General features: G+C 63.2%; 11 protein-coding genes. 7 read left to right on the top strand and 4 right to left on the bottom strand.

Annotated features, from left to right (window positions below; all coding sequences use genetic code 11):
- Positions 1 to 24: 24 nt before the first annotated feature.
- From HT585_RS15525 to HT585_RS15510, 4 genes are read left to right on the top strand one after another with little or no spacing between them, the layout of a single operon-like run.
- Positions 25 to 1,773, top strand: coding sequence for an ABC transporter permease (locus HT585_RS15525; protein WP_246707695.1), 1,749 nt, complete (start codon positions 25 to 27; stop codon positions 1,771 to 1,773).
- Positions 1,770 to 2,870, top strand: a complete 1,101-nt coding sequence (locus tag HT585_RS15520; protein WP_176353774.1) for an ABC transporter ATP-binding protein — start codon at positions 1,770 to 1,772, stop codon at positions 2,868 to 2,870. The genes HT585_RS15525 and HT585_RS15520 overlap by 4 nt, the downstream gene beginning before the upstream one ends.
- Positions 2,867 to 3,472, top strand: coding sequence for a histidine phosphatase family protein (locus tag HT585_RS15515; RefSeq protein WP_176353773.1), 606 nt, complete (start codon positions 2,867 to 2,869; stop codon positions 3,470 to 3,472). The genes HT585_RS15520 and HT585_RS15515 overlap by 4 nt, the downstream gene beginning before the upstream one ends.
- A gap of 29 nt (positions 3,473 to 3,501) precedes the next feature.
- The gene (locus HT585_RS15510; RefSeq protein WP_176353772.1) at positions 3,502 to 5,187 is read left to right on the top strand and encodes a Na/Pi cotransporter family protein; all 1,686 of its coding nucleotides are present in this window, start codon (positions 3,502 to 3,504) and stop codon (positions 5,185 to 5,187) included.
- A 171-nt stretch (positions 5,188 to 5,358) separates the two neighbouring features.
- Here the strand turns inward: HT585_RS15510 and HT585_RS15505 are convergent, their stop codons facing one another.
- Positions 5,359 to 5,610, bottom strand: a complete 252-nt coding sequence (locus tag HT585_RS15505; protein ID WP_176353771.1) for a hypothetical protein — start codon at positions 5,608 to 5,610, stop codon at positions 5,359 to 5,361.
- Between the two features lie 379 nt (positions 5,611 to 5,989).
- On the opposite strand from HT585_RS15505, the gene HT585_RS15500 reads away from it, so the two are divergent.
- Positions 5,990 to 6,412, top strand: coding sequence for a RidA family protein (locus tag HT585_RS15500; RefSeq protein ID WP_176353770.1), 423 nt, complete (start codon positions 5,990 to 5,992; stop codon positions 6,410 to 6,412).
- Between the two features lie 127 nt (positions 6,413 to 6,539).
- On the opposite strand, the gene HT585_RS15495 is transcribed toward HT585_RS15500, so the two are convergent.
- Positions 6,540 to 7,553: a GlxA family transcriptional regulator gene (locus HT585_RS15495; protein WP_246707694.1), complete on the bottom strand. Its 1,014-nt coding sequence runs from the start codon at positions 7,551 to 7,553 to the stop codon at positions 6,540 to 6,542.
- Between the two features lie 118 nt (positions 7,554 to 7,671).
- Here HT585_RS15495 and HT585_RS15490 point away from each other — a divergent pair, with 118 nt between their 5' ends.
- Both HT585_RS15490 and HT585_RS15485 read left to right on the top strand, forming a co-directional pair.
- Positions 7,672 to 8,148, top strand: a complete 477-nt coding sequence (locus HT585_RS15490) for an SRPBCC domain-containing protein (protein ID WP_176353769.1) — start codon at positions 7,672 to 7,674, stop codon at positions 8,146 to 8,148.
- Positions 8,149 to 8,378: 230 nt separating this feature from the next.
- Positions 8,379 to 9,350, top strand: a complete 972-nt coding sequence (locus tag HT585_RS15485; RefSeq protein WP_176353768.1) for a 3'-5' exonuclease — start codon at positions 8,379 to 8,381, stop codon at positions 9,348 to 9,350.
- 255 nt (positions 9,351 to 9,605) lie between these two features.
- On the opposite strand, the gene dinB is transcribed toward HT585_RS15485, so the two are convergent.
- Together dinB and HT585_RS15475 are read right to left on the bottom strand one after the other, a co-directional pair.
- A complete protein-coding gene (gene dinB / locus HT585_RS15480; RefSeq protein ID WP_176354196.1) occupies positions 9,606 to 10,715 on the bottom strand; it encodes a DNA polymerase IV in 1,110 nt (369 codons plus the stop codon).
- A gap of 31 nt (positions 10,716 to 10,746) precedes the next feature.
- Complete coding sequence (locus HT585_RS15475; RefSeq protein ID WP_176353767.1) at positions 10,747 to 12,813, bottom strand: UvrD-helicase domain-containing protein; 2,067 nt, start codon at positions 12,811 to 12,813, stop codon at positions 10,747 to 10,749.
- Positions 12,814 to 12,983 lie beyond the last annotated feature (170 nt).

The raw sequence follows: 12,983 nt of genomic DNA, 5'->3' as shown, positions 1-12,983 counted from the left end.
GCCGGAAGACGCCGAGGTTCGCAAATGACATTCATATCGACCTTCGCGCCATCGGGCGGTCGCCGGCTGCTCCGATCAGGCTTCGTCATGCCGGCCATCCTCGTTGTTATCGTCGCCATCCTGGTGGTGGCGCCACTTGTCCGCATCCTTCTGTCGACGCTCACTCCTGAAGGCATCGCGGCCTGGCAGGCGGTGCTGGTCAGTCCGTTGTCCTTCAATCTTTGGTGGCGACCCCTGTTCAACACCATGGTTCTCGGTTTCGGCGTTGCCAGCGGCTGCCTCGTCCTCGGCGGGTTTCTGGCCTGGCTGGTGGTGCTCACCGATGTGCCGGGACGTCGCCTGCTCGGGCTGATGGGGACATTGCCCTATATGATCCCAAGCTTTGCCGCGGCGCTTGCCTGGGGAACGCTGTTTCGCAATTCCCGCCTCGGCGGCTCGGCAGGGTTCTTCGAGACCAATGGCCTTGCTATTCCCGACTGGCTCGCCTGGGGTCTGGTGCCGACCGCGATCGTGCTGATCGCCCACTACTATTCGCTCGCCTATACCATCATCGCCGCTGCCCTGAGCTCGGTCGGTGCCGATCTGGTCGAAGCGGGCCAGATGGCAGGCGCCAAACGGCCGCGCATCTTCTTCGGCATCATCCTGCCCGTCGTCACGCCGGCGCTGATCGCCGCTGCCTCGCTGACGTTTGCCGGTGCCGTCGCCAATTTTGCAGCGCCTGCGCTTCTCGGCCTGCCGGTGCGCATGCAGACGCTGTCGACCCGCCTCTTCGGCATGATCGAGACCGGTCAGAACGAGCGCGGCTTCGTGCTCGCTTTGCTTCTGATCACGGTCTCGGCGCTGTTTCTTTGGATGTCGGACCGTATCGTCTCCGGCCGCAAGGCCTTCATCACCGTCACCGGCAAGGGCGGTCGCACCAAGCGGTTTCCACTTGGCGCCTGGCGCTGGCCGCTCTTTGCCGTCGCCGTGGTCATCGGTCTTTTGACCACTGTGGTGCCGGTTCTGGTGCTTGCGGCCTCCAGCCTTGCCCCACAAAGCGGCGCGCTGTTTTCGAACTGGACGCTGCATTTCTGGATCGGCGAGGGTGGTGGAGAAATCGCGCAGGGGCAGGCGGGCATCTTCCGCAATCCCGTGCTGATCGACGCCCTCTGGAACACCATCCGTCTCGGCCTCGTCGTCGCCCTGACCACGATGCTGCTTGGCCTCGCGCTCGCCTACACCATCGTCCAGCGTCGCGGCAGCCTGCTTGCCACTATCCTTTCCCAGCTCGCCTTCGTCCCGCTTCTGGTGCCGAGCATCGCCTTTGCGGCGGCCTATATCGCGCTCTTCGGTGCGCCGATCGGTCCGCTGCCTTCGCTTTACGGCACCTTCGCACTGCTGGTGATTGCGGCCTCCGCGCACAATCTGCCCTTCGCCGTGCAGTCCGGCCGCTCGGTTCTCGGCCAGATCTCCGCCGATATCGAGGAAAGTGCGCGGTTGACCGGGGCGAGTCTGTTGCGCCGCCTGTTTGCGATCATCTTTCCGCTCGCGATCCGCGGCCTGTTTGCCGGCGCGATCCTCGTCTTCGTCAAGATGGTGCGTGATCTCTCGCTGGTCGTGCTCCTGTTCACGGCGACGTCGCCGGTTCTCAGCATGGTCGCCTATCGCTATGCCGCCGAGGGTTTCATGCAGTTTGCCAACGCCATCACCCTCGTCATCCTTATCGTCTGCCTTGCGGCCTCGTTTCTGGCCCACGGCCTCCAGAACCGCGTCCAGAAATGGAAAGAGTCATGAACGCACTTGCAACCGGCGCCGCGGACGCCATCGAGATCCGCAACCTCGTCAAGCGATTTGGCGCCTTCACCGCGGTCAAGGATGTCAACATTTCGGTGCCAGCCGGCTCATTCCTGGTGCTCGTCGGCCCGTCCGGCTGCGGCAAGTCGACCTTGCTGCGCATGTTGGCAGGCCTGGAAGGCCCGAGTGAAGGCGAGATCGCCTTTGTCGGCCAGACCGTGTCGAGCGGTGCGGGCGGCGTGATCGCCGATGCAGGCCGCCGTAACGCCGGCCTCGTTTTCCAGAGCTACGCCCTGTGGCCGCATATGACGGTCGCCGGCAACATCGCCTGGCCTTTGAAGGTTGCGCGCTGGCCGCGCGAGAAACGCGATCGCCGCGTCAAGGAGGTGCTCGCCTTGCTCGGCATCGGCACCCTTGCCGAGCGTTATCCCGCGGAAATCTCCGGCGGCCAGCAGCAGCGCGTCGCCATCGCCCGCACCATCGCGCCGGAGCCGAGCATTCTGCTGTTCGACGAGCCGCTGTCGAACCTCGACGCCAAACTGCGCATCGAGATGCGCAGCGAATTGATGCGCATCCACAGGGCAACCGGCGCCACGTCCGTCTACGTCACCCATGACCAGGTGGAGGCGATGACCATGGCGACGCATGTCGCCGTGCTCAACAATGGTCGCGTCGAACAGTTCGGCAAGCCGATCGAGCTATTGCGCAATCCGGCAACGACCTTCGTCGCCACTTTTCTCGGAACACCGCCGGCCAATCTTTTGCCGGCACGCCGGGTCGGAGACATGTTCGTCTTCAACGAGACGCCGCTGACCACCGGCTCAATCGCACCCGGCCATGACGCGGTGCAGCTTCTCTATCGGGCCGAGGACGTTTCCGTCGGCGCGGTGCCTGACAAGCCTTCGGTCGTCGCGCGGTTTGCCGAAGCCGCCCCGATTGCGGGACGCACAATGGTCACGGCCATGCTCGGCGAACTCAGGATCACCGGCATGGCGGAAGGTTATTTCAGCGCCATGCCTGGCGACCCCGTCACACTGTCATTCATACGGACCCCTGACGCAGTCTTTGCCGTCAGCGGAGAAAGGATAACTCAATGAGGCTGATCCTCATGCGCCATGGCGAAACCGAGTGGAACGCCGAACAACGATTGCAGGGCCAGGACAACTCGCTTCTGTCCGAGCGCGGCGTCGCCCAGGTCCGGCGGTTCCGTCCCTATGCCAAGGCGCTAAAGCCTGCCCGCATCATAGCGTCTGATCTCGGCCGGACGCGGCAGACCGTCGCCCTCATCGGGCATCCGGATGCGCCCTCCGATGAGCGGTTTCGCGAGCTCGACATGGGCGAGTGGACGGGGCGGCGCAAGCCGGAGCTGATCGCCGAGCGCCCGGAGGACTACACCGCCTGGCGCGCCGGTACATTCACGCCCGCCAATGCCGAAACGTGGATGGCCTTTCGCAAGCGCGTTGCCGACGGGGTTCGCGACTGGATGTCGCGCACGGACGGCGACCTTTTGGTGGTCGCCCATGGCGGCGTCATCCGCGCCGCCTGCCACGAGTTTCTGGACCTGCCGCCCTCGCGGGTCGTTCCGGTCACGCCGGGAACGGCCACCATCCTGAACTTCCCCGTGGCGGACCGGTCTGCAGCGCAGCTCGAAGGCTACAACATCGGATCTGTCGCGCCCGACATCTCCGTCGCCGATTGATCGCCTTTAAGCGCAAGGGCCTCGCAAACATGAATTCCGGAACGTTTGTCATTGTGGAACTGCTCGGCGGCGTCGCGCTGCTGCTCTGGGGCGTGCGGATGGTGCGGACGGGTGTCATGCGCGGTTGGGGCGACCGGCTGCAGCGCTTCGTCGAGCAGCGGCTCTCCAACCGGCTGACCGCGTTCGGTGGCGGCATCGCCGCCACCGCGGTACTCGGCAGCGCTACGGCGATGGCGCTGATCATCGCCGGCTTGGCTGGTGCTGGGGCCATCGGGGCGGCGACGGGCCTTGCGGTGCTCCTGGGGGCCGATGTCGGCTCGGCACTCGTTTCCGGCCTGTTCGCGTCCGGCTCGTCGCTGGCGACGACGATGGCGCCGATCTTTCTGTTTGCGGGCTATCTCACCTTCGGCGCGTCGAGCGAGTTTCGCCCGCGAAACGCCGGCCGCATCATGATGGGGCTTGGCCTCATGCTGCTGGCACTGAAGGTCATTGTTTCGGCGACCGCTCCCTTGCGGGAGGCCACGCTGTTTCACGACGTTCTGGCGGCGATTGCCAACGAGCCGGTCCTCGGCTTCCTCGTCGGTGCGATCCTAGCCTGGTTCTGCCATTCGACGCTCGCGGTCATTCTGTTGATCGCATCACTGATGACCAACGGCAGCCTGGAGGTGGCCGGGGCCGTGCCTTTGATCCTCGGCGTCAATTTTGGCGGCGGCCTGCCTGCCGTCAGCGCGACCCTCGACCAGCCGTCGGTCGCCCGCAAGCTTCCAGTCGCCAATCTGCTCTGTCGCGGCCTTCTGGCGGTCGCGCTGTTGCCGTTGTCATGGCAGATCGTCGATCTTGCGGGCCATCTGCCGATCGACCCCTTGCATGTCGCGGTCGGGCTCCACGCCGCGTTCAATCTTCTGGTGGCAGCCGTGTTCCTGCCGATCGCCCCGCTCGTCGTGCGTGTTGTCGACAGGTTGATCCCGAATGCTGCGGCCGCCGACGATCCCCTGGCAACGCCGCGCTATCTCGACAGCGTCTCGTTGGCGACCCCGGCCATCGCGCTTTCCAATGCGACGATGGAGACGATCCGAATGAGCGAGTTGCTGGAGCGAATGTTCCTGACGTCGCTGACCGCGCTTTCCTCCAGTCGGTTGGAGGCCTTGAAGGAGGTCAACGCCATCGATCTCAAGCTCGGTACCTACATGGGGTCGGTGCATGCCTATCTCGGCCGCCTTGCCCAGGGCGAGCTTTCGGCGGTCGACACCCGTCGTGCCTTCGAGATCATGCTCTTTGCCAGCAACCTCGAGCATGCCGGCGATGTCATCAAGCTCAACCTGGCTGACCGCATTCGAGCAAAGATCAGGCAGGACATCCAGCTCGCGCCGAGCCAGCGCGAAGCCATAGACAGGCTTTGCGAAGAGGTGGCCTCCTCGCTGCGCCTGGTGCCCGCTGCCCTTTCGTCACGTGACGTCGGTGCGGCCGCGCGTCTGGCTTCGCAGAAGGATCGCTTCCGCGCGCTTGAGGAGCGCGCAATCAACGGGCATCTCGGCCGGGAAGGCATGGAAAAGGGCGTCAGTTTGAGCAGCAACGCTCTGTTCATCGATCTCGTCGGCGACCTGCACCGGATCAATTCGCACATAGCCGCGGCGGCCTATCCGCTCATCCAGGCGGCGGGATTGCTCAACGAGACCCGCCTTCGCACATCTGCCTTAAGCGAGCGGCTCGCGTGAGAGACCAACCGGATCGGTGCAATGATCGGCTGGCTGGTCTTGTCGCTGCCTATCTACCGAGGAACCAGGTCGTCTGCTTCTGGCCACGGAGGGAGTGCAATAGCGAGGCGTAGAGGGCCACCCTGGCACCTCCTGTGGCATCTCGTGACGATCTATCTGGGCTGGCGCCTGTCAGTGTAGTGCAGAGGGCATCACGAACACGGACATGCCGTCCTCTTCGACGGCGCTTAGAAATTCGGCGAGCGCGGCGGCATCGGTCGCAAACAGATCTTCCCAGCGCGTCGACATGCCCTGGCTATCGATGACTTCGAGCGCCCATTCGTTGCCGTCCTCGGCCCGGGAGATTTCGACTGTGACGGTGATCCCGTCGCGCGAGAATTCCTGCGAGAGCGGGGACAGGACGATTTTCGGTTCTTCGTTCATGGAACACCTTTTGCCATGTCGGTTGGATCGCACCGACTGCCTCTAGCTACGCCATTGCCGCTGGGGCAATCAAGGCCGCCTTAGCGTAGCCGGAAGGCTATCCGACTTTGCCAGGGTGGAATCATTTCGACCATGGTGTCGCGGGGGGCGTCGCCGTCGGATCTTGCACGTTTCGCTGCGAAGGTTCCGGCAAGAGTGCCGATCAGTGTTCGGAGCCGCGCATGCGAAAAATCGTCACTCGACCGCGTCACAACGGGCGTTTCCGGTTCGTCAAAGCGATATGGAGCCGGAACGCGCCGCACGAACGACACATCGTATCGACGATCGTGCAGGTGGCGCTTTCCACGGCTTCTTCGTGCAACAAACGGAAAGCAAAGCAATGGCATCGACACTTTCGAAATCGCCTGTCCGTCTCCTTAATCCGGTCGGGCTCTATGATGCATCGGTCAATGGTTATTCCCATGTCGGTCTGGTTCCATCCGGCGTGCGGCTGGTCTTTATCGCTGGCCAGGGAGGGGAGGATGAGCACGGGACGCTAGATCCGGATTTCCGGCTGCAGGTTCGCCAGGCGCTTGCCAATCTGCGCACCGCGCTTGCCGCCGCAGGCGCTGGTCCAAGTGACATCGTCAAGCTGACGGTGCTGATCGTCGATCACTCCGAAAAACGGCTGCATATCTTCGGCGCCGAAATGGAAGCGGCGCTCGGCCAAGATACCAAGCCCACATGCACACTCATTCCGGTCCCGCGACTGGCGCTCGACGGAATGCTGTTTGAGATCGAGGCCGTTGCGGCGCTCGGTTGACCGGAACAGGGATGGGCGTCGCCGAGGGCGCCCGTCCAAAGCCTGGATGGCGGGAGGTGCATCGTGCCCACGATTCCCTTCGGCGCAAGCAGTGGGAAATGCCCTCTCCCGGATGGCGTGTGCGCGGCTAGCGTGTACGAAAACGCTGACGGTATTGCGCCGGGCTGATGCCCGCCATGCGCTTGAACAGCCGGCGGAAGAAGGTCGGGTCCTCATATCCAACGTCCGCCGCGACGTCGTCGATGCTGCCGTCGCTGGTTTCCAGGATCTGCTTGGCCTCCTCGATGCGGATGGCCTGCACGTAGTCGACAGGGGCGTAGCCGGTGGCCTGCTTGAAGCGACGTTTGAACGTGCGCTCGGGCAGCCCGGATTGCTCGACCATCCGGGTTACGGGATTGCTCACCGCATAGTGGTCGGCGATCCATATCTGGCTGCCGGCGATGATGGCATCCTCATGCCGCCTTGGCTGTGCCATCGCCGCAAAGGGCAGTTGCCCGTCCCGACGATCGCCGATCAGAAACAGCTTGGCGATCCGTGCGGCCTCCGTCGGGCCGCAGAAGCGGCCGATCAGGTAAAGCACGAGTTCCTGCCAGGCCGAGGCGCCGCCGCTGGTCATCAGTCGCCCATCGTAGCCGCTTTCACACAAGATGCGCTCTGGCCGGAAACGCACAGCGGGATAGAGGTCGCGGAAAAGCCCGGCAGCAGTCCAGTGCGAGGCGGCGTCCTTGCCGTCGAGCAGGCCGGCTTCGGCCAGCAGCAGCGAGCCGCTGCAGGTGGAGCAGACCGTCGCGCCGCGCTGCAACTGTTCCCGTACCCAGGCGATTTCTTGCGTCCAGCGTCCGCTGGGAGCCTCCGTCGACCCCAGTTCCAGATCGCAAATGATGATCAAGTCTGCAGCGACTTGCGTGTCGATCGTCTCCTGCGGCGCGATCGGCACGCCGATGGCGGAAGGAAACGGTTGCATCTGCCGCGCCACGATGCGAGGGCGCAGCCGGCGAACTGAAGGCCGCCTTGTGCCGGCATCAAACCTGCCGACATGGCTCATGACTTCGTAAAGGCCGTAAACCGCCATGGGGCCTGTTTCAGGCAGGACCAGAATGCTGACGGTGAGATCGGCGCCATCGGTGTTTTTCGGGAACATCACGCATGATTGGCATGAATGCCCCGTTCCTGTCCATATCGGCTCTAACAGGTGACCGGTCCGCGGCTTAGATTTCCTGCACACGGTCAATCCCGACCGGCATATCGAGGAGCAAGCTATGAACAGGTCGAAAGCCGAACACGCCACCGTCGTCGTCGAACGCATTTACGCAAGCCCGCCGCAGCTCGTCTTTGCCGCCTGGTCGGACCGCGATGCGCTCGCCACCTGGAGTGCGCCCGGCGATGGTTGGGAGCTGGCCTGGCGCGCCTTCGATTTCACCGTCGGGCACACGGATATCTGCACGTTCGGCGCGATCGATGCCGAGCCCTATATCAACACCACGCGCTATGAAGAGATCAAGCCGAACCAGCGCATCGTCTATGCAAGCACGATTTCCTATCTTGGCGACCTTATCTTTGCCGGTGTTGTCACCGTGGAGTTCTCGGCCGTCGGCGACGCGACACGTATCGTCATGACGGAGAATGGCGTCTATCTCGACGGCAGCGACAGCGCGCTCGGTCACGAAGACGGCTGGGCGGCGATGCTAGACAGTCTCGGTGATTATCTGAAGCGCCGCCTGCGGCATGCCGCGTGACACCATCCCTCCCCATGGCGGCTGCCATCTCTCCAAACCCGATGAAGCGCCGGATGTCTCTTCTCGTGACGGCAAGCTGCGGTCATCCGGCCCGCAGCTTACCGGCCCAATACAGGTTTTCCCGCCTTAAATCCGGCTCTCTCGACATAGGCCTGTTGACAGAGCGGGAAAGTGATGGCGCGATGGCCACTCGGTCTTCCCTTTCACCAAAAGTTCCGGGAGAAAGGCTGATGGCATTGCAATACGACATGTTTGTTTCGTCCGATCCGGACGAAAAGGGAGCCCGCTCCAAGCGCGCGTCTTCTCGCGCGGCTGCCGGCATGAGTGCCGGGGCGATGGTCGATCATCTCGAAGCCACGGGTCGCTACCGCGTGCTGCAGAAGCTCGAGGCGCGTCCTGTCGTGGCGGAGCCGCGGGCGGAGTTTCCGCTCGTCGGCGTCATTCTCGACACCGAAACGACGGGTCTCAACCATCGCAAGGACGAGATCATCGAGATCGGGGTGATCGCGTTTACCTTCGACGCCCATGGGGCGATCGGCGACGTCATCGACGTTTATGGCGGTCTGCGGCAGCCGAGCGCGCCCATTCCGGCCGAGATCACGCGCATCACCGGCATCACCGACGAGATGGTCGCCGGGGAGGCGATCGATATGACACGGGTTCTGGCGATCATCGAGCGCGCCGACCTGATCATCGCCCACAATGCCGGGTTCGACCGGCCGTTTTGCGAGGCCTTTTCGCCGATCTTCGAGAAAAAGGCATGGGCGTGCTCGGTTTCCGAGATCGGCTGGAGTGACCGCGGTTTCGAAGGCACGAAGCTCGGTTACCTCATCGGCCAGGCGGGATATTTTCACGACGGCCATCGTGCCGTCGACGACTGCTTTGCCCTGCTCGAAGTGATCGCCGGGCCCGAAGATCAATCGCAGCAGACACCCTTTGCCGAACTCTATGCAGCAAGCCAGCGCTCGCGCATCCGCCTTTACGCGGAAAACAGCCCCTTCGAGATGAAGGATCACCTGAAGGGCCGCGGCTACCGCTGGTCCGATGGCAGCGATGGCCGCCCGAAATCCTGGTGGATCGAGATCGGCGAAGAGGCACTGGACGAGGAGCTTCGCTATCTTAGAACCGAGGTCTATCGCTGGAGCGAGGCCGATCCGCCCATGGTGCGGCTGACGGCATTCGACCGCTTCAAGGCGCGTTGAACCGCCCGACCGGCGCTCAGCGCATGGCTGCCCTGCGAAGTCGGATCTACGAAAACGGCCGGCTTCCTGTATATTGCACTCATCGAAGTGATGCACCTCCTCCCGCAGAGCTTCGATGAAAGCGGGCGCTTTCTCCTCCTCCCAACGAGCGCCTGCCGGAATGGCAACACTCCTCCTCCCAGTTGCCATTCAATCCCTTTAAGAGCCTGCCGCACCTCCTCCCGCGGCAGGCTTTTTCGTTTCGGGCGAGACCGTTCAGAATGAAAGCTCGAGCTGCGGGCGTGCAGTCTCATCATTGCCGGCGAGCGTTGACAGGGTGACGCCAAGCAGCCGTACGCCGCGCTTGAACGGATGGACGGATGCGAGCAGCGCGACTGCAACTTCCAGCATCTCAGCCGCTCCGCCGATCGGTGTGCCGAGCGTCCTGCTTCGCGTCGCCTGGGTAAAGTCCGAATACTTCACCTTGACGGTCACCGTCTTGCCGCTCATTCCGTGCGCCTCGCAGTAGCGCCAGACCTTGTCGGCCAAGGGCAGCAATTCGGCGCATGCCGGTTCGAACTCGAAAATATCCTCGACGAAGGTGTCCTCCGCGCCCACCGATTTTCGCACCCGGTCGGGCTGGACGCGCCGTTCGTCGATGCCACGGGCGATACCATAGAAATACGGGCCGGATTTGCCGAAATGCTCCTGCAGGAACGCGAGCGACTGCTGACGCAAATCAAGGCCGGTCTCGATTCCCAACCGCTTCATCCGCTCGGCCGTTGCCGGCCCGACGCCATGAAACTTCTTCACCGCAAGCGCCTCGACGAATGCCGGCCCGTTCTTCGGCGTGATCACGAACAGTCCATCAGGCTTTCGCTGGTCGCTTGCCATCTTGGCGAGGAACTTGTTGTAACTGATGCCGGCTGAGGCCGTCAGGCTGGTCGCAGCCTTGATCTTTGCCCGGATCTCCTCGGCGATTTCCGTGGCGATCTCCATGCCTTTCAGATTGTCGGTGACGTCGAGATAGGCTTCGTCGAGCGACAGCGGCTCAATGACAGGCGTATATTCGGCGAAAATCTCTCGGATCTGTTGAGAGACGCCGCGATAGACATCGAAGCGTGGCTTGACGAAGATGAGGTCGGGACATTTTCGTTTCGCCGTGACAGACGGCATGGCGGAATGAACGCCAAACTTGCGCGCTTCGTAACTGGCAGCGGCAACGACGCCACGCGCTGCGGCGCCGCCGACGGCGACCGGCTTGCCCCGCAATTCCGGATTGTCGCGCTGCTCGACCGATGCATAGAAGGCATCCATGTCGATGTGGATGATCTTGCGCTGCCGCTCGGCTACTGACGCATTCGCCGCCGGCTGCCTTTCGTTCATGCTTTCGATAGGCTCGGCCACGTGCCGCTCCTTACTTCCACATGGTCCGCATGCGCGCGCCGACATCGATGCGGATCTGACGGGCGCTGCGCTCGGACGCGGAGGCGCTGACCAGTGGCCAGGAAGCCGTCTCGAAGAACTGCAGGAGGGTTGCCGGAATGAAGCGCGTGCGCGCGGCGTAGACGTGACGATCGCCTTGCGCGTGCTGGCCGCTCGTGAAGAACCGCTGCGGCGTGATCAGTGTCAGGCTGTCCTTCGCCCGCGTCATGCCGACATAAAGCAGCCGGCGTTCCTCCTCGAGCTCATTCGTCGTGCCGACGCTAAGATCGGAGGGGATGCAGCCGTCGACGACATTGAGCATAAAGACGGAGCGCCATTCCTGCCCCTTGGCCGAATGGATCGTCGACAGGATCAGGTAGTCCTCGTCGAGCAGCGGCACGCCAGCCTGGTCGCTGGTCGCATCCGGCGGATCGAGCGTCAGTTCGGTGAGGAACCGTTCGCGGCTCGGATAGCCGCCGGCGATCTGCTCCAGTTGCAGGAGGTCGGCTTTTCTTGTGTCCGCATCCTCATGGATGCGGTCAAGATGCGGCTCGTACCATTCACGCGCCTGGGCTATTTCGCCCGGCCAACCGCCGGCCTGTTTGCGCAGTCCTTCGATCAGGGTGACGAAATCCCGCCAGTTGTCACCGGAGCGCGGCGGCGCGGGGATTTCCGCAAGAGCCGTCAGCGGTTCCGGATCGGTGGCGATCGCGTCAAGGATCTTGCCGGCCGTCTGAGGGCCGACACCCGGGATCATGTGCAGCAGACGAAAGCCGGCGACCCGGTCTCGCGGGTTCTGGGCGAACCTCAGCACGGCCAGCATGTCCTTGACATGGGCGCTGTCGAGGAATTTCAGTCCGCCGAACTTCACGAAGGGAATGTTGCGTCGGGTCAGTTCGACCTCCAGCGGCCCGCTGTGGCTCGATGTGCGAAACAGCACTGCCTGCTGTTTCAGCGTCATGCCGATCTCGCGGTTTTCCAGAACCTTCTCGACGATATAGCGCGCCTGGTCGGCCTCGTCGGCGACCGCCAGCAGTTTCGGTCGTTCTGGTGACTGGCGCTCGGTCCAGAGGTTCTTGGTGAAGCGCTCGCGGGCGAGATCGATGACACCATTTGCGGCGGCGAGGATCGTCTGGGTAGAGCGATAGTTTCGATCAAGCGTGATGACGTCGGCCGGCGGGGTGAACGTTCCCGGGAAATCCAGGATGTTGCGCACGGTCGCCGCCCGGAACGAATAGATAGACTGGGCATCGTCGCCGACAACTGTCAGGCCCCGACCGCCCGGCTTCAACGCCATCAGCACGGAAGATTGCAGGCGGTTGGTATCCTGATACTCGTCGACCAGCACATGGTCGAAGCGGCCGCCGATGTCTTCGGCGAGTTCAGGCACGCTGACGGTTTGCGCCCAATAGAGCAGCAGGTCGTCGTAATCGAGCACGTTCTGCGCTTGCTTTGCCCCGACATAGCAGGAAAACAGCTCCTTCAGCTGTTCTTCCCAGCCAGAGACCCAGGGGTAGTGCGCGCGCAAGACTTCACCGAGCGGCGTCTCCGAATTGACCGCCCGCGAGTAGATCGACAGACAGGTGCCCTTGGTCGGAAAGCGTGTCTCGGTCTTGGAGAAGCCCAACTCATGCCGGACGAGGTTCATCAGGTCGGCGCTGTCTTCACGGTCGTGGATGGTGAAATCGGCATTGAGCCCGATCTGCTCTGCGTAAATGCGCAGCAGTCGCGCGCCGATGCCGTGGAATGTTCCGGCCCAGGTGAGCGCGTCTGTGGCAACAGAGGCATTGGCCCCAAGCACCTGGGCGCAGATGCGTTCGACCCGTCGGGCCATTTCGGTTGCGGCGCGGCGCGAAAACGTCATCAGCAGGATGCGGCGCGGATCGGCGCCATTGACGATGAGGTGGGCCACGCGATGGGCAAGCGTATTGGTCTTGCCCGACCCGGCGCCTGCGATGATCAGCAGCGGTCCGGCGATCGTTTCACCCGGTGCAGTCACGCCAAATTCGACGGCATCGCGCTGTCGGTCGTTCAATTTTTCCAGATAGGCCGCCGCCACGCCGAAGTCCCCGGTAAGTCTCTGCCGATTCTACCCCATGCGCCGAGCGCCGGCGCAAATAGCCCGGCGCTCCGGGCAATGCCGAGGCATCCCCGCGCACGAAATGAGAGATGCATGGCGGGGAACGAATAAGGAACATATCAGTCGGGGGACATATTGCAAAGGCCCCG

This window comes from Ensifer oleiphilus (genome assembly GCF_013371465.1).
In the GTDB taxonomy this organism is placed as follows: domain Bacteria; phylum Pseudomonadota; class Alphaproteobacteria; order Rhizobiales; family Rhizobiaceae; genus Ensifer; species Ensifer oleiphilus.
The sequence above is the reverse complement of the archived record's forward strand: the minus strand, read 5'-3'. Positions and strand labels throughout refer to the sequence as shown.